At 69.2% G+C, this 15,396-nt stretch carries 21 protein-coding genes; 8 read left to right on the top strand and 13 right to left on the bottom strand.

What is annotated here, in order from left to right:
* Positions 1-486: a hypothetical protein gene (locus M8A51_RS08205; RefSeq protein WP_251777722.1), complete on the top strand. Its 486-nt coding sequence runs from the start codon at positions 1-3 to the stop codon at positions 484-486.
* Positions 487-563: 77 nt separating this feature from the next.
* Complete coding sequence (locus M8A51_RS08200; RefSeq protein WP_251777721.1) at positions 564-890, top strand: hypothetical protein; 327 nt, start codon at positions 564-566, stop codon at positions 888-890.
* Between the two features lie 10 nt (positions 891-900).
* On the opposite strand, the gene M8A51_RS08195 is transcribed toward M8A51_RS08200, so the two are convergent.
* The gene (locus tag M8A51_RS08195; RefSeq protein WP_251777720.1) at positions 901-1,509 is read right to left on the bottom strand and encodes an NAD(P)H-dependent oxidoreductase; all 609 of its coding nucleotides are present in this window, start codon (positions 1,507-1,509) and stop codon (positions 901-903) included.
* Positions 1,510-1,570: 61 nt separating this feature from the next.
* Positions 1,571-2,113: a DUF1697 domain-containing protein gene (locus tag M8A51_RS08190; RefSeq protein ID WP_251777719.1), complete on the bottom strand. Its 543-nt coding sequence runs from the start codon at positions 2,111-2,113 to the stop codon at positions 1,571-1,573.
* 127 nt (positions 2,114-2,240) lie between these two features.
* On the opposite strand from M8A51_RS08190, the gene dinB reads away from it, so the two are divergent.
* The 3 genes from dinB (at position 2,241) to M8A51_RS08175 (ending at position 5,659) form a co-directional block, all read left to right on the top strand.
* Positions 2,241-3,446: a DNA polymerase IV gene (gene dinB, locus M8A51_RS08185; protein WP_251777718.1), complete on the top strand. Its 1,206-nt coding sequence runs from the start codon at positions 2,241-2,243 to the stop codon at positions 3,444-3,446.
* 18 nt (positions 3,447-3,464) lie between these two features.
* Positions 3,465-4,382, top strand: coding sequence for a LysR substrate-binding domain-containing protein (locus tag M8A51_RS08180; RefSeq protein WP_251777717.1), 918 nt, complete (start codon positions 3,465-3,467; stop codon positions 4,380-4,382).
* A 71-nt stretch (positions 4,383-4,453) separates the two neighbouring features.
* Positions 4,454-5,659, top strand: coding sequence for an alpha-hydroxy acid oxidase (locus M8A51_RS08175; RefSeq protein ID WP_251777716.1), 1,206 nt, complete (start codon positions 4,454-4,456; stop codon positions 5,657-5,659).
* Positions 5,660-5,689: 30 nt separating this feature from the next.
* Here the strand turns inward: M8A51_RS08175 and M8A51_RS08170 are convergent, their stop codons facing one another.
* Together M8A51_RS08170 and ypfJ are read right to left on the bottom strand one after the other, a co-directional pair.
* The gene (locus M8A51_RS08170) at positions 5,690-6,052 is read right to left on the bottom strand and encodes a DUF1801 domain-containing protein (protein WP_251777715.1); all 363 of its coding nucleotides are present in this window, start codon (positions 6,050-6,052) and stop codon (positions 5,690-5,692) included.
* 65 nt (positions 6,053-6,117) lie between these two features.
* Positions 6,118-6,978 (bottom strand): KPN_02809 family neutral zinc metallopeptidase, encoded by an 861-nt coding sequence (ypfJ, locus tag M8A51_RS08165; RefSeq protein ID WP_251777714.1) that lies wholly within the window; start codon positions 6,976-6,978, stop codon positions 6,118-6,120.
* A 245-nt stretch (positions 6,979-7,223) separates the two neighbouring features.
* Here ypfJ and M8A51_RS08160 point away from each other — a divergent pair, with 245 nt between their 5' ends.
* Together M8A51_RS08160 and M8A51_RS08155 are read left to right on the top strand one after the other, a co-directional pair.
* Positions 7,224-8,393 (top strand): hypothetical protein, encoded by a 1,170-nt coding sequence (locus tag M8A51_RS08160; protein ID WP_251777713.1) that lies wholly within the window; start codon positions 7,224-7,226, stop codon positions 8,391-8,393.
* Between the two features lie 15 nt (positions 8,394-8,408).
* Entirely contained in the window at positions 8,409-9,131 is a 723-nt protein-coding gene (locus tag M8A51_RS08155) for a ferritin-like domain-containing protein (RefSeq protein ID WP_251777712.1), read from the top strand.
* Between the two features lie 38 nt (positions 9,132-9,169).
* On the opposite strand, the gene M8A51_RS08150 is transcribed toward M8A51_RS08155, so the two are convergent.
* The 4 genes from M8A51_RS08150 to dcd form a co-directional block, all read right to left on the bottom strand.
* A complete protein-coding gene (locus tag M8A51_RS08150; protein ID WP_251777711.1) occupies positions 9,170-9,973 on the bottom strand; it encodes a DUF2243 domain-containing protein in 804 nt (267 codons plus the stop codon).
* A 54-nt stretch (positions 9,974-10,027) separates the two neighbouring features.
* Positions 10,028-10,345 (bottom strand): hypothetical protein, encoded by a 318-nt coding sequence (locus M8A51_RS08145; RefSeq protein ID WP_251777710.1) that lies wholly within the window; start codon positions 10,343-10,345, stop codon positions 10,028-10,030.
* Positions 10,342-10,584, bottom strand: a complete 243-nt coding sequence (locus M8A51_RS08140) for a hypothetical protein (protein ID WP_251777709.1) — start codon at positions 10,582-10,584, stop codon at positions 10,342-10,344. Before M8A51_RS08140 ends, M8A51_RS08145 begins: the two co-directional genes overlap by 4 nt.
* 154 nt (positions 10,585-10,738) lie before the next feature.
* Positions 10,739-11,308, bottom strand: a complete 570-nt coding sequence (gene dcd, locus M8A51_RS08135; protein WP_251777708.1) for a dCTP deaminase — start codon at positions 11,306-11,308, stop codon at positions 10,739-10,741.
* A 192-nt stretch (positions 11,309-11,500) separates the two neighbouring features.
* On the opposite strand from dcd, the gene M8A51_RS08130 reads away from it, so the two are divergent.
* Positions 11,501-12,028: an Mpo1 family 2-hydroxy fatty acid dioxygenase gene (locus tag M8A51_RS08130; RefSeq protein WP_251777707.1), complete on the top strand. Its 528-nt coding sequence runs from the start codon at positions 11,501-11,503 to the stop codon at positions 12,026-12,028.
* Between the two features lie 17 nt (positions 12,029-12,045).
* On the opposite strand, the gene M8A51_RS08125 is transcribed toward M8A51_RS08130, so the two are convergent.
* The 5 genes from M8A51_RS08125 to fdh3B all read right to left on the bottom strand — a co-directional run bounded on the left by M8A51_RS08125 (position 12,046) and on the right by fdh3B (position 15,386).
* Positions 12,046-12,915, bottom strand: coding sequence for a formate dehydrogenase accessory sulfurtransferase FdhD (locus M8A51_RS08125; RefSeq protein WP_251777706.1), 870 nt, complete (start codon positions 12,913-12,915; stop codon positions 12,046-12,048).
* Positions 12,916-12,979: 64 nt separating this feature from the next.
* A complete protein-coding gene (locus M8A51_RS08120) occupies positions 12,980-13,357 on the bottom strand; it encodes a hypothetical protein (RefSeq protein WP_251777705.1) in 378 nt (125 codons plus the stop codon).
* Positions 13,358-13,370: 13 nt separating this feature from the next.
* Positions 13,371-14,489 (bottom strand): formate dehydrogenase subunit gamma, encoded by a 1,119-nt coding sequence (locus tag M8A51_RS08115; RefSeq protein WP_251777704.1) that lies wholly within the window; start codon positions 14,487-14,489, stop codon positions 13,371-13,373.
* Between the two features lie 25 nt (positions 14,490-14,514).
* A complete protein-coding gene (locus tag M8A51_RS08110; protein ID WP_251777703.1) occupies positions 14,515-14,748 on the bottom strand; it encodes a hypothetical protein in 234 nt (77 codons plus the stop codon).
* Complete coding sequence (gene fdh3B, locus M8A51_RS08105; RefSeq protein WP_251777702.1) at positions 14,745-15,386, bottom strand: formate dehydrogenase FDH3 subunit beta; 642 nt, start codon at positions 15,384-15,386, stop codon at positions 14,745-14,747. Before fdh3B ends, M8A51_RS08110 begins: the two co-directional genes overlap by 4 nt.
* Between the last annotated feature and the right edge of the window lie 10 nt (positions 15,387-15,396).

The raw sequence follows: 15,396 nt of genomic DNA, 5'->3' as shown, positions 1-15,396 counted from the left end.
ATGACACATTCCTCCGCTGCCACCCTGAGCGTCGACTGGGAGTCCGGCGAAGGCCGGCTGGACATCGGCACGTTGCTGGCGCAGGCCCACCCTCGCCTGCGCCGCGACGTGCTCGCGGACTGGAAGGACGAGATCGAACGCCTGCTCGCCGAGGCTCAGACCGCCCTGCAACCCGACCAGCACGACGTCGAGCTGGTGCAGCAGCGTCAGCGCAACCTGCGACGTCGGCTGGTCTGCGAAAAGCTGGAGGAGCAGTCGATCCGGATGGCAGAGCCGCTGGTCAACGGCGACGTGCTGCTGCACTTGTCGGATGGCCAGGCAGTGGTGTTGTACGCATATGACGAGGACGTGAAACTCGAAGCGGTCGATGCACAACGCGCGCGCGCCCATGCAGCCGAGGCCGGCACCGGCGACTACTACGTGCGAGAGGATCTGCCGGAAGCGCCGGCCGTCGACGCGTATACACCGGTCTCGCTGGCCAGCTGACAGCGCGTCCGGCCGGGCGGGTACGGCACTTGCCCCTTGCTTGGCGCGCCGCCTGGGCGCTGCAGCCGGGAGCCGGAGTGGACTCAGAACAAGTGATGGAGCGCTTCTTTCGCATCGAGCGCTACCTGGACTGGGCGGCGCTGCTCGGCCGCAGCGCCCTCCGGGTGCCGCCGGCGCTGCGGCAATGCCTGGACGAACTGGAGCAACGCTCGGACGAGCTGAAGCACCTGGTCGCCCCGTCCTACGACCCGGCGGCCCTGACGGCCTGGGTCGACGCCCTGAAGCAGCTCGGAGACCGGGCCGCCGAAGCCAGCGAAGCCGCACAAGACCTCGACCGCGATCTGCGCAACGCGATCGAAGTGGCGCAGAACGAGATCGCGCACCTGCGGCGACAGCTGCACTGACGGCGCCGCGTCACCGCTGGATGCCGGGCTCCCGGCAAGCCGTTTCCACCAGGCCCCGGACCTCGGCCAGCCATCGGCTGCGCTGCTCGGCACTGCTGTCGCTGACCGGCCCGTACATCCGCCGCACCACGTTCGACACGCCGCACAGGCCGAAGACGCAACGCTTCCACAGGGCCTCCAGCGGATCGCCGAACACCTCGGCCTCGCGGGCGGCCGGTGTGTTGGAGGTGTTGAAGACCAGCGCGCAAGCCGCGCGCAGCCTGCCCTCCGGCACGCCGTCATAGCCCACCCCCGGCGGGTAGTCGTAGGCGGTGCCGAGCCGGAACACGCGGTCGATCCAGCCCTTCAGGATCGCGGGCGGCTGGCCCCACCAGTTGGGGTGGAACACCAGGATCAGGTCCGCCTGCGCGAGTTCGCGGCAGTGCTGCTCCACCAGCGGATCGGCGGACGAGGTGTTCTCGCTTTCGCCGTGCGCTTGCACCGGGTTGAACCGCTCGGCATACAGGTCGTGCACGACCACGTCGCAGCCCTGTGCGGCCAGCACCTCCTGTGCGCCAGCCGCCATCGCATGGCTGAAGCTGCGGGTTCCCGGGTTGGCGATGATCAGCAAGGAACGCATGAAGACCTACAGGCAGGCGAAGCATGCATTGTGCTGGTACGCACCGGACCGTGCTACACGATCAGCCAGCATGCCGCTCGACCACGCGCACCACGGTGTTCCAGCTGCGGGTGGTTGCCGGCAGCCCGAGCCGCTTCTCGAGCAAGGCGTTCGGGCTGCCGGGCGTGTTGCCGACCTTGCGGCTCACGCTCAGCACCTCGGTGCCGGTATGGCGCAACAGCTGCAGGTCACGGCGCGGCGATTCGAACGGCAACCCTTCGAGCGGCTCGCTGTGCGGGTGCAGGAAAGTCACGCAGCACTCGTAGACATCGCTCCGGTCGATGCCCCCGAACGGGTCGGCGGCCACCAGCGAGGCCAGCTCGTCGACCCGCCGCAGGAAAGCCGGCTCGCGCAGGCCGCAGGCTTGCCGCAGCAGCGCGCACGCACGCGACAGCAGCACGCGGGGCCGCCCGCCCGGCGCAGGCGCGAACACCATCGTTCCGTTGGTCAGGAACGACTGCGCCGACGTTGCACCCGCCGTCAGGAAGGCGGCTTCGAACTCCGTGCGTGTGGGGCAGTGCGGGCGCCCAAGGTTGAGGTTGCGAAAAAAAGCGACGTATTTCAAGACGGATCGAGGCCCGACAGGCGGCCCGGGTGCAGCAAGGCCCGCGAGCTTACCCGCAAAGAGCGGCGCGCTCCGGTACGCTTGCGGCTTCGATGTCTTCCGGCCCATGCCGTACCGGCCCTTTTCGATGTCCCGCCTGATCGCCCACCTCGACATGGACGCGTTCTATGCGTCGGTCGAGCTGCTTCGCTACCCGGAGCTGAAAGGTCTGCCGGTGGTGATCGGCGGCGGGCGCCGGCACCAGCCCGCGCTGCGCGACGACGGCACGCGCGAGTTCTCGACGCTGCGCAGCTATGTCGGCCGCGGCGTCATCACCACCGCCACCTACGAGGCCCGCGCACGGGGCGTGCATTCCGGCATGGGGCTGATGAAGGCCGCCGCCCTGGCGCCCGACGCGGTGTTGCTGCCGACCGATTTCGACGAGTACCGGCGCTATTCGCGGCTGTTCAAGGCGGCCGTCGCCGAGATCGCGCCGCACATCGAGGACCGCGGCATCGACGAGATCTACATCGACCTGAGCGACATGCCCGGCGCGCAGGAGGCCATCGGCCACGATGCGATGGGCGGCGTGCGAGCCCTGGCACAGGCGATCAAGGACAACGTGCGGCGCGCGACCGGCCTGAGCTGCTCGATCGGCGTCACGCCGAACAAGTTGTTGTCCAAGCTGTGCTCCGACCTGGAAAAGCCGGACGGGCTGACCTTGCTGGCCGAAGGCGACCTCGAAGCCCGCCTCTGGCCGCTGCCGGCCAAGCGCATCAACGGCATCGGCCCGAAGGCCAACGCGAAGCTGGAACTCTTCGGCATCCGCACCATCGGCGAGCTGGCCGCGGCCGACCCGCAATGGCTGATCTCCCAGTTCGGCGAGAGCTACGGCGCCTGGCTGCACGATGCGGCCCACGGGCACGACACGCGGCCGGTGGTCACCTACAGCGAGCCGAAGTCGCTGAGCCGCGAAACCACCTTCGAGCGCGACCTGCATGCCCGCCAAGACCGCGAGCGGCTGGGCGACATCTTCACCCGGCTGTGCGAACAGGTGGCCGCCGACCTGGCGCGCAAGGGCTACGTCGGCAAGACCATCGGGCTGAAGCTGCGCTACGACAACTTCAAGACCGTGACGCGCGACCATACCCTGCCCCACTACACCGACGACGCGAAGGTGATTCGCCATGCGGCCGGCCAATGCCTGAAGCGGGTGCCGCTGGAGCGGCGGCTGCGGCTGCTCGGCGTGCGGGTGGGCAGCTTGTGCAAGGCCTCGGAGGTGCCGGCGGCCGGGCTTCAGACTGGGCCGGCGACGAGCGAGAAGGCGACGCCGTATACGCTGCCGCTGTTCTGAAGCCCCTACCATAGCGCCATGTCCACCCCGCCCGACCTGCGCCTGCCCTCGCTCGAGGGCCTGCGTGCCTTCGAGGCCGCCGCGCGGCTGGGCACCTTCGAGCGGGCGGCGGAGGAACTGAATGTCACCGCCAGCGCCGTCAGCAAGCGCGTCGGCACGGTGGAGGAACTGCTCAACACCCAGTTGCTGGCGCGCAGCGGCAAGAGCCTCGCGCTGACCGCCGCGGGCAAGGAGTACCTGGCTCAGGTGCGCGCCGCGCTCGGGCTGCTGGCCGCCGTGCCGCTGCACCAGCGCGCCGCACAGCGGGTGCAGCGGCTGCGGGTGTGCAGCCCGCCGACCTTCGCGCGTCAGATCCTGGTGCCGCACCTGGAGGGCTTCACCGCCGCCCACCCCGACGTGGAGCTCGAAGTGGTGCTGAGCATTCCCTATCTCGACGCCGCACCGGCCGACGCCGACGTGGAGGTGCGCAACGGCGACCCGTTGGCCGTCGGCGCACGGCCGCTGATGCACGACGTGGTGGTGCCGGTCGCTGCGCCTGCGCTGCTGCAGCGCCTGCCGCCCATGCGCACACCGGCCGATCTCGCGCACGCGCCGTTGCTGCGCACCCCGCTGGAGCCGTGGGCACCGTGGTTCCGCGCGGCCGGGCTGGACGAGCCGGAACCGTCGCAAGGCCCCAAGCTGGTCGACCTGGGCCTGTTGCTCGAAGCCGCGGTCAGCGGCCAGGGTATCGCCCTGGCCCGGCCCAGCCTGGCGCGGCACTGGTTGCGCACCGGCACGCTGGTGCCGGTGTTCCGGCTGACCGCCCCACCCGTGCACCAGTACTACCTGCTGCCGCACGCGGCGCAGGGTGCGGCGCCGGCCTTCGCTGCGTGGCTGCAGCAGGTGTGCGCCCGGGTGGCCGCCGAAGGGGCGGAACTTCTTTCGCGCGGGACCTGAGAAACTTTCCGGGCGCACGGCCTGCGCCTTTCCTAGCATGGCGGCCACGGCTTGAGCCGATGGAGACGACCATGAACCCCCCCGTGACCTGCATCGAAGACCTGCGCCTGATGGCGAAGCGGCGTGTGCCGCGAGCCATCTTCGAGTACGTCGATCGCGGCTCGTACGACGAAGTGACGCTGCGCGCGAACAAGAACGACCTCGACGGGATCGCCCTGCGGCAGCGCGTGGCGATCGACGTCGAGCACCGCTCCACCGCCACCACGCTGCTCGGCGAGGCGGCGACGATGCCGGTGGCGATCGCGCCGACCGGCCTGACCGGACTGAACTGGGGCAACGGTGAAATGCTGGCCGCGCGCGCCGCGCAGCGCTACGGCGTGCCCTTCACGTTGAGCACCATGTCGATCTGCTCGATCGAGGACGTGGCCGGCTTCGTCGACCAGCCGTTCTGGTTCCAGCTGTACGTGATGCGTGACCGCGGCTTTGCAGCCTCGCTGATCGAGCGCGCCAAGGCCGCGAAGTGCTCGGCGCTGGTGCTGACGCTGGACCTGCAGATCCAGGGCCAGCGCCACCGCGACATCAAGAACGGGCTGGCGGTACCGCCCAGGCTGACGCTGGGGAACGCGCTCGACGTGGCCACCAAGCCAGCCTGGGCGCTGCGCGTGCTGGCCGGCAAGCGCAAGAGCTTCGGCAACCTCGACGGCTACGTCAAAGGCGCCGACACGCTGGCCACGCTGAGCCAGTGGATCGCCGGGCAGTTCGACCCGACCCTGAGCTGGGCCGACGTGGAATGGGTGCGCAAGCTGTGGGGCGGCAAGCTGATCCTGAAGGGCATCCTGGATGTCGAGGACGCCAAGATCGCTGCAAGCACCGGCTGCGACGCCATCGTCGTCAGCAACCACGGCGGGCGCCAGCTGGATGGCGCGGTCTCCAGCATCCGCGCGCTGCCCGAGATCGCGCAGGCCGTGGGCGACCGCACCGAGGTGCTGTTCGACGGCGGCGTGCGCTCGGGCCAGGACGTGCTGAAGGCCGTGGCGCTGGGTGCGCGCGGCTGCATGATCGGCCGCGCCTTTCTCTATGGGCTGGGTGCGATGGGCGAAGCCGGTGTGACCAGCGCGCTGGAGATCATCCGCCGCGAACTCGACGTCAGCATGGCGCTGACCGGCACGCGCGACGTGCAGGGCGTCGGCCCGCAGATCGTGCATCTGCCGCCCGGGCATGCGCTGGCACCGCTCGCCGTGACATCGACGCAGCCGCCCTCGCTGAAGGCGGCCTGACGACCGCTGCCGCCTGGGCGGCGGCGGGCGCTATTCCAGTTCCTCGATCGCCGCCTGCACCATCGCCTTGACCAGCGGCTCTTCGATCGGATGCCGGTAGCGGCACTTCAGATGCCGCACGCCCTTGCCGGTGCCCTCGAGCTGCGGGAACTGCGGCGCGATGCCCGCGCCCTGGAAGAACTGCAGGTTCGCATGCGTCTTGTGGGTGACGATGGCGAACGCATTGGTGCCGTGCCACGTGAACACGAGGTTGCCCCATTTCACGGTCTGCTCCAGCGCAGGGGCGGCGTCGAGCACCGCATGCTGCAGCGCCTGTGCGGTGACCCGCTCGTCGGGCAGCAGGTTGTCGAAGTAGGCCGCGACCAGGGCGGCGGGGCGGACGTTGGTTCGCATCGTGAAGCGGGTCCCTCTATCGGTGTCGTTCAGACCGGCCGCATCCCGCTGGCGGCCGGTTCTCGTCAAAGTTGCCTGGCGTCGAAGGTGTTGCACTGCTGCAGGTCGCCGCCTGCCAGGCCGCGCCGGAACCAGCCGACGCGCTGCGCACTGGTGCCGTGCGTGAAGCTCTCGGGCACCACCTCGTTGCCGGAGCGGCGCTGCAGCGTGTCGTCGCCGATCTGCGACGCGGCGTTGAGCGCCTCGTCCACGTCGCCTTGCTCCAGCACTTGGCGCGCCTTGTCTGCATGGTGGGCCCAAACGCCTGAAAAACAATCGGCCTGCAGCTCGAGCCGCACGCTGAGCGCGTTGTATTCGGCCTCGCTGACGCGCCCGCGCATCGCCTCGACCTTGCCGGTGATGCCGAGCTGGTGCTGCACGTGGTGGCCGACCTCGTGCGCGATGACGTAGGCCTGCGCGAAATCGCCCGGCGCACCGAGGCGGTGCTTCAAGGTCTCGTAGAACGACAGGTCGATGTAGACGCGCTCGTCGGCAGGGCAGTAGAACGGGCCCATCGCAGATTGCCCCTGCCCGCAAGCAGTGGGCGTCGCCCCGCGAAAGAGCACCAGCTTCGGTTCGCGGTACTGAACGCCGCTGCGCGCGAACACTTCTTTCCAGACGTCTTCGGTGTCGGCCAGCACGACCGAGACGAAGCGCGCCATCGTGTCGTCGGCCGGCGGGCGCTGTGCGGGCACCTGTTGCACCGCCCCCTCGCCGCCCTCGAGCACGCCCAGCAGCGTCAGCGGGTTGATGCCGAAGATCCAGCCGGCCAGCACGGCAACGACGACGGTGCCGAGGCCGATACCACGGCCACCGACGCGCATGCCGCTGCCGGACGCGCGGCGGTCTTCGACATTGCTGCTCTCTCGCTGGCCTTGCCACTTCATGATGATCGTCCTGGTGCCTGGCGGTGGGGAATATGCCGAGCAATCGTAGCGTGCGCCGGCGCACCGTGAAACTCCGACAGGCATCCTGCGGCGTGCAAAAACTACTTCGATACCGCGTCACCGATGCAGCAAGCATCGATCCAGCCCGCGTCGGGGCTGGCTGCGGCGGCGGCATACGGGTTGCTGGATCTGCTTCCATGGGCTCGCCCCAGGCGAAGGCCGGCCCCCAACCCACGAGGACTCCCATGGCCAACATCGATTTCTTCAGCGCGAAGGGCTGCCCGCTCGCCCAGCAGCGCTTCACCTGGAAGGACCTGAACCCCAAGCCGATCAGCAAGCTCGATGACGATGCGTTTACGCGGGTGCGCATCATCCTGATGAACGGACTCGAGATCGACGCGCTGCGGCTGAAGCACCTGATCGCGCGCTTCAATGGCGATCTGCGCGTGCCGTTGGCCGAGGTGCGGCGCATCGAGCATCACCAGGCGACGACGATCAACTGGATGATCGGCGCCGACCACTCGCCGATCGAGACCACGATCGCCTACGAGCAGGTCGCGATCGAGGTGACCGCCGCCGTGGCGCAGAACGAGCCCGACCCCTATCTCGCGCAGGCCTACCGTTTCGGTCTGCTGGAAGATTTCGATCACCTGTACCGCTACTCGGCGCTGCTCGACCGGCTCGAAGGCAAGGACGCAAACAACATCCTGCAGGGCTACACCGACATCGTGCCGGGCCGCCCGACGATGCTGGAGCATCGCGCGCCGATCGACGACGTGCGCGCGCCCTATGACCGCACGGCGGCCGCGACGCTGAGCAAGATCCACGCGGCCATGATCACCGCGGCCGAATACCAGACGCACGACTACTACATGAACATCGGCCCGTTGTTCGCCGACCCGGTCGCGCGCGAGCTGTACGCCGAGATCGCCTCCATCGAGGAGCAGCACGTCACGCAGTACGGATCGCTGGAGGACCCGAACGAGAGCTTCCTGGAGAAATGGCTCATTCATGAAGCGACCGAGGTCTATGCCTATCACTCGTGCGTCGAGCAAGAGAGCCATCCGCGCATCAAGGCGATCTGGGAGCGCTTCCTCGACTACGAGCTGGGCCATCTGAACCTCGTGAGCCGGCTGTTCAAGGACATCGAACGCCGCGACCCGGCCGAGGTGCTGACCGCGGTGTCCCCGATGCTGCCGTTCAAGAGCCAGCGCCCGTTCGTGCGCGACGTGCTCGAGAAGGAGGTCGGCTACCGCGCGGTGGGCACGCAATTCACGACCGACGGCAGCGAGAGCGAAGCCACGCTGGCCTATCGGCAGGCGATGAACGCGAAAGGCTCGCCGTCGCAGGCCGTCTCGGCCGGCTACCGGTGGGCGCCCGGCACCGAGCTGAGCCGCAAGGTCGCCAACTACTGACACGAGGAGCACCAGATGCAGAACGCCACCCACATGGGGATGAACCGCACCGGCGCGAAGATGTCCCCCATCGACGTCAGCCGCATGCAGGAAGCGGCGATGAACGCGCCCGAGACCCAACTCGAAGGGGCCAGCGCCGCGACGATGCGTGGCGAGGCGATCGCCGAGGCCGACCGCGTCGGCTCGGTGCCGCTCCCCGGCACGGTACGCGGCGTCGTCGCGACCGGAATATCCAAGCTCAAGGGCGAGAAGCCGGAAGTGCTGATCGACAAGCTGGGCGAGCGCCTGGCCTTCGAGCGCAGCGGCACGCGGCTGTACGAGGCGCTGATTGCCAAGTGCGAGCAGCCGCCCGACGAAGGCATGGTGCCGCCGCTGGTCGAGCTGCGCCGCATCCACGACGAGGAGGCGCAGCACTTCCGCCTGCTGACCGAGGTGCTCGAGTCGCTGGGGGCCGACCCGACCGCACAGACGCCGAGCGCCGACGTGTCGGCCGTGATGACGCAAGGCATTCTGCAGGTGGTCACCGACCCGCGCACGACCATCCCGCAGTGCCTGAACGCGATCCTGGTGGCCGAACTGACCGACAACGCGAGCTGGGAACTGCTGGTGCAGCTGGCCGACGACGGCGGACATGACGCGCTGGCCGAGCGCCTGCGCGGAGCGTTGGCCGAAGAGGCGCAACACCTGTTGAGCGTGAAGCAGTGGCTGGCGGCGGCACTGGCGAGCGAGGCGACGTAGGCGGGCGGGTGCGCCGGTACGGGCCGGCGGCCCGCCGTTCAGCTGCCGCCCCAGCCGGCGCAGGCCGCCGCGGCCCAGCGCCCGCCGATGGCGAGCACGCCGTCGCGATAGCCGCTGTCGACCGCACGACCGGGTGGCAGCGCCAGCACCCAGACGGTGCCCGCCGGGTCGACCCAGGCGATGCGCGCGTCCACCGCGTGCACGGCGGCCAGGGCCTGCGCCGGCCGCGTGCCGGGCGCCAGCAATAGCGTCAGACGATCTTCCGCACCGGGTGGCGGACGCGTCGCCCAGCCCGCTGCCGCGACCGTCACGGCGCCGAGCAGCACCGCCAGCCTGCCGGCCTTCCGCTCACGCCGCCCGGGGCCGCGTCCCAAGCGCCAGGCCGCGAGCAACGGCACCAGGCCGAAGGCTGCGAGCCAGCCCAGGTCCCACAGCAGCGGCTGCGCGGTGTCCATGCGGATGCGGTGCAAGCCGAGCCACCAGTGGCTGAGCACGGCATCGAGCAGATGCCAGGCGCCGAAACCGGTCAGCGCGGCGGCCAGCAGCCGCCGCTGCGAGCCCGGCCCCTGCAAGCACCGACGCGCGTGCACCAGCAGCCCCAGGCCGACCGCCGCAACGACGTACATGAAGAGGTGGAAGAGGCCGTCGGCCAGCACCTGCGTGCGCAGGTCCTGCCATCCCGGGCCGTCGAGCCCGCTGAGCAGGTGATGCCACTGCAGCACCTGGTGCAGCAGGATGCCGTCGAAGAAGCCGCTGAGCGCAAAGCCGATCAGCGCGCCGGCCCACAGCAGCCGGAGATCGCTGCGGCGGGGGCCGTTCAGCGGCGGGGGAGCGGTTCGCATACCGGCGCTCGGGCAAACCGCACGCCCGGTATGCGCAGGTCAGGGCGGCAAGCGTCAGTGCGTGCGCCGACGCAGGTGCTCCAGCGGCAGCAGGTCGTCGACGGGCCGAGACAGCGCCGCGCTCGGCTGCAATATCTCGATCAGCGGCGCGCGCTGCGCCCGCACGGCGGGTTCGCGCAGCGCCGCAAAGGCGGAGCCGGCAAATTCGGAAGGCACATCGTCCAGATACTCGATCACTTCAGGCAGCAGCATCATCTCGTTCCCCGTGTCTTTGCGCTGCCATGGCAGCCATGACGCAACGATAGGGGATGCTGCGGCGGCCGATCGGCCGATAAAGGCGGCTGCCGCGGCGCAGTTCGGCTCGACGCTCAATGCACGACGGCGAGGTCGAGGCAGCGGGACTGCAGGTCTTCGGCGCGCTGACGCAGCGGCTCGCAGCGGCTGGCCAGCGCCGAGGCGATGCAGCCGTCGGCATAGGCGGCATCGCGCTGGAGCCGCGTCAGGTCGACCCACCAGCCTTGGCCCGCCATCAGCCACTTGAAATCGACCAGCAGCAGGAAATCGACGGGCTGCTCCTGCATCCAGGTCGATGGAACGCATCGGGTGTTCATGCTTGCCTCCACTCGGTCCGACTCGACGTGACCATGCAGGCAACAGTAGACGAAGCGCCGCAGCACCGCCTCCCTAGAAGGGGTGGTGAGGCCCCCTCGTCTTCGGGGGGGTGGACAGGTTTTCGCAGCGTGGGCTTCGGCGCGGCCCACGCGCTCAGGTCTTGGGCAGCGTCACGCCGTGCTGGCCCTGGTACTTGCCGCCACGGTCCTTGTAGCTGGTCTCGCAGACCTCGTCGCTCTCGAAGAACAGCACCTGCGCACAGCCCTCGCCCGCGTAGATCTTCGCCGGCAGCGGCGTGGTGTTGCTGAACTCGAGCGTCACATAACCTTCCCACTCGGGCTCGAAGGGCGTGACGTTGACGATGATGCCGCAGCGTGCATAGGTGCTTTTGCCCAGGCAGATCGTCAGCACGTTGCGCGGAATGCGGAAATATTCGACGGTGCGCGCCAGCGCGAAGCTGTTGGGTGGAATGATGCAGACGTCGGACTCGATGTCGACGAAGCTCTTCTCGTCGAAGTTCTTCGGGTCGACCACCGTGCTGAAGATGTTGGTGAACACCTTGAACTCCCGCGCGCAGCGGATGTCGTACCCGTAGCTGCTGGTGCCGTAGCTGACGATCTTGTGGCCGTCAGCGGCATGGCGGACCTGGCCGGGCTCGAAGGGCTCGATCATGCCGTGCGCTTCGGCCATGCGCCGGATCCATTTGTCGCTCTTGATGCTCATGCGGTTCCCCGGAAGTCCGCGCATTGTAGGGAAGCACCGGCAGCGCCCCCTTGCGCCCGGTCGCTGCGCCGAAGCCCCGGGTAAACCTGGGTACGAAAGCTGCAACAAATGTCGGGATTTTGACGCTCCGGCATCGCCGAAAAGTCCTAGCATTGCGTCATACGCCTGTCGCAAAGGAGCAGGAGACCTCTCATGCGCACCGCCCTCGACCTTCTCACCCAGTACGCCGAATACCACCGCGATCGGCGCAACATCGCCACCCACTTCGTCGGCGTGCCGATGATCGTGTTCGCCGTCGGTGTGCTGCTGGCGCGGCCGTCGCTCGCCGTCGGCGACATGGTGCTCACCCCGGCCTGGATGGCGTTCACGCTGGCCGCGCTGTGGTACCTGACGCGCCACTTGACGCTCGGACTCGCGGTGAGCCTGGCGGTCGGCGTGCTGATCGCGCTGGGCCACGAGGTGGCACAGCGCAGCACGGTGGTCTGGCTCACCACCGGCATCGGCTTTTTCCTGATCGGCTGGATCACCCAGTTCGTCGGCCACTACTACGAAGGACGCAAGCCGGCTTTCGTCGACGACATCGTCGGCCTGCTGGTCGGGCCGATGTTCGTGGTGGCCGAGGCGATGTTCGCCATGGGCTGGAACCGTGAAATGCTGCACGAGATCGAAAAGCGCGCCGGGCCCACCATCCTGCGCGACCTGGCCAACGCGCGGCCCTGAGCCGCAGCTTTCCTGCCTCAACCGGCCGCCACGGCCGGGGGGGCGAGGTCGGGCTGCGCGGCGAAGCGGTCGCGCCCGGTGTAGAGCAGAAAGTGACGGTTGGTGCAGCGCGCGAACAGCGCCATGCCCAGGCGTTCGGCCAGGCGGTGGCCCATCTCGGTGATGCCCGAGCGCGAAACCACCACCGCCACCCCCATCTGCGCAGCCTTGATGACCATTTCGCTGGTCAGCCGGCCGGTGGTGTAGAGCGTCTTGCCGTCGCCGTCGACACCTTCGAGCCACATCCAGCCGGCGATCGCGTCGAGCGCGTTATGGCGGCCGACGTCCTCGGTGAACAGCAGCAGCTGCGGTCCCTGGAACAGCGCGCAACCGTGCACCGAACCGGCCGACTTGTAGACCGTCTCGTGTCGGCGCATCGCGTCGAGCAGGCCGTACAGCTCGGCTTGCGTGATCCGCGTGTCGCCAAGGCACAGCGAGTCGACCTCGTCCATCAGCCCGCCGAACACGGTGCCCTGCCCGCAGCCGGTCGTGACGATGCGGCGCGAGGTGCGCGCCTCGATGTCGCCGACGCCGCCGCGGGTCGTGATCGCGCACGCGTTGACGTCCCAGTCGACCTGCACGCTGTCGATCTGCCCGAGATCGTCCACCAGGCGCTGGTTGCGCAGGTAGCCGAGCGCCAGCAGCTCGGGCTGCCCGCCCATGGTCATCAGCGTGACCAGCTCGCGCTTGTCGAGGTAGAGCGTCAGGTCGCGCTCGGCCGGCATCTGCACCTCGCGCTCACGGCCGTATTCGTCGACGACGCTCGCGCCGTGGGTGAAACGTGCCGACGCGGCGCTCAGACGTGGGCGCTCGGGGCTGGGGACGAGATCTTCAGGCAGGGCAGACATGCGAGGCAGGCGGTGGGTCAGCATACCCGCAATGGCGCTGGCGCGGTCGCCCCGGTCGGCGACCTCACTTGCCGGGCGCCGGAGCCTGTGGGACCGGGCTGTTGTGGGGCTTCGCGGCCGTCTGCGCCGGCGAATGGGCACCGGCCTGCTCCAGCGGCGGTGTCGGCGCGGCATAGGGCCCGGGGTCGGCGCAGGCCGCGGTCTGCAACGGCGCAGGCGCGTCCTTGCCCTGCGTCCGGGCTTCGCGGCGGTAGTGTTCGGCGGCCCGGTCCTGCGCCAGACACAGCTTGTAGCCGTCGATCTTGGCGGTGTGGTCGGCCTTGGCCTTGGCCTGCGCCGCCTGGGCTTGCGCCTCGGGCGACGGTGGCGGAAGTTTGGCGGCGGCGATACCGGCCGCCAGGATCAGCGCCGCAGGCAATGCGGCAAGCACGGTTCGCTGCATCTCGATCCTCTCCTCAGGCAGACGGGGTGACGGGTCGCGCGGCCCCAGCCGCGGGCTGCGAGCGCTGCGCAGGGATCTTGCCGGCGCGGATGTCGTCGTACCAGAGCTCGTGGTGCTCGCGGGCCCAGGCCTCGTCGACATAGCCGGTCTTCATCGCGCGGTAGGCGCCTTTCATGCCGATCGTGCCCATGTAGATGTGGCCGAGGAACATGGCCATCATCAGCACCGCGGCCGTCGCGTGGACCATGTGGGCGACCTGCATCTGGCCGCGCGTGTCGCCCCAGCCCGGCACCAGCTTGTCGAGCACCAGGCCCGAGCCGACGACGACCAGGCCGAGCGCCAGCACGCCGGCCCAGAACACCAGCTTTTCGCCGGCATTGAAACGATGCGACGGCACGTGCGTGCCCGAAGCCAGCCCGCCGCCCTTGGCGAGCCACGTCAGGTCGTCGCGGCTGGGCAGGTTGTCCTTGATGAACGTCAGGATCACCACCAGCAGCGACACCGCGAACACCGGCCCGGCGAAGTTGTGCAGGTTCTTCAGCGCATAGGCCAGCCAGCCGAACACCGTGCCGCCGAGGATGGGCAGCAGGAAAAACTTGCCGAAGGCCATCACGATGCCGGAGATCGCCAGCACCGAGAACGCGATCGCGTTGGTCCAGTGGGCGGCACGCTCGAAGTAGGTGAAGCGCTCGATCAGGCGACCGGTGGGCGGCTCGTGCACGTCCATGGCGCCCTTGCGCCAGTAGAACAGGCCGATGGCCACGGCGACGATCAGTATCAGAGCGCCGCCGTACGGGATGATCCAGTCGTTGCGCACCTGGCGCCAGGCCTCGCCCGCCGTGGTGCGCAGCGAGCCGGGGTACTGCACGGTCTGCTGGATCAGCACGCCTGCCTCGCGCGCAGGCAGGCTGCTGTAGCCGGCCTGATCGCCGGAGTTGCGCACGGCGCGCCAGAACGGCGCGTTGTTGCCGGGCTGGGTGCGCGCGCGCTCGGCGTTGGTGTCGTCCGGCTTGGGCTCGGCCGGCGCGACCGAGCCCTGCGGTGCAGCGCCGGCCGGCACCGCTTGCGCGAACGCCCACGCCGGCAGGCACAGCGCCGCGGCAAGCATCACTCGGGGAATCAGGCGTTGCATGGCGTCTCCTGCCGCGGGTGGGCCGTCAGCGCACCCGCGCGTATTCGTTCTGCCCCTGCGTGCGGGCGCGGATTTGCTGCTCCCAGCTCTTCTCGTCGCCGCGCTGCCAGCCACCGGTCACGTAGGGGTTGTCGGTGCCCTGCCAGGCCGGCGTGTCGGCCTGCTTGCGCGCGGCGTCGGCGGTCTGTGGCCGCTCGGTGCAGCCACTCAGCGCGAGCGCGGCGAACGCGACTCCGACGACCCAGCGCGCCGGCCTCATGACTTGCCCCCTTCGGCCGCGGCCGCCGGCTGCGGCACGGCCCCGCCCTGGGCGGGTTTGCCGTAGGCCGTGCCCCAGCCCCACACCTCACTGCCCTTGCCTCGGGTCAGCACGCGGGTGCGGAAGATGTCGGCCACCACGTCGCCGTCGCCGCCGAGCAGCGCCTTGGTCGAGCACATCTCGGCGCAAGCCGGCAGCTTGCCTTCGGCCAGGCGGTTGCGGCCGTACTTCTCGTATTCCGCTTCGCTGCCGCTGGCTTCCGGGCCGCCGGCACAGAAGGTGCACTTGTCCATCTTGCCGCGCAGGCCGAACGTGCCGTTGGTCGGAAACTGCGGCGCGCCGAACGGGCAGGCGTACGAGCAGTAGCCGCAGCCGATGCAGATGTCCTTGTCGTGCAGCACCACGCCCTCGTCGGTGCGGTAGAAGCAGTCGACCGGGCACACCGCCATGCAGGGTGCGTCGGAACAGTGCATGCAGGCGACCGAGATGCTCTTCTCGCCCGGCACGCCGTCGTTCATCGTGACCACGCGGCGGCGGTTGACGCCCCAGGGCACGTCGTGTTCGGCCTTGCAGGCCGTGACGCAGCCGTTGCACTCGATGCAGCGCTCGGCGTCGCAGATGAATTTCATTCGGGCCATGTGTCTCTCC

Source organism: Caldimonas mangrovi (assembly GCF_023721835.1).
GTDB classification, from domain to species: Bacteria; Pseudomonadota; Gammaproteobacteria; order Burkholderiales; family Burkholderiaceae_C; genus Caldimonas; species Caldimonas mangrovi.
The sequence above is the reverse complement of the archived record's forward strand: the minus strand, read 5'-3'. Positions and strand labels throughout refer to the sequence as shown.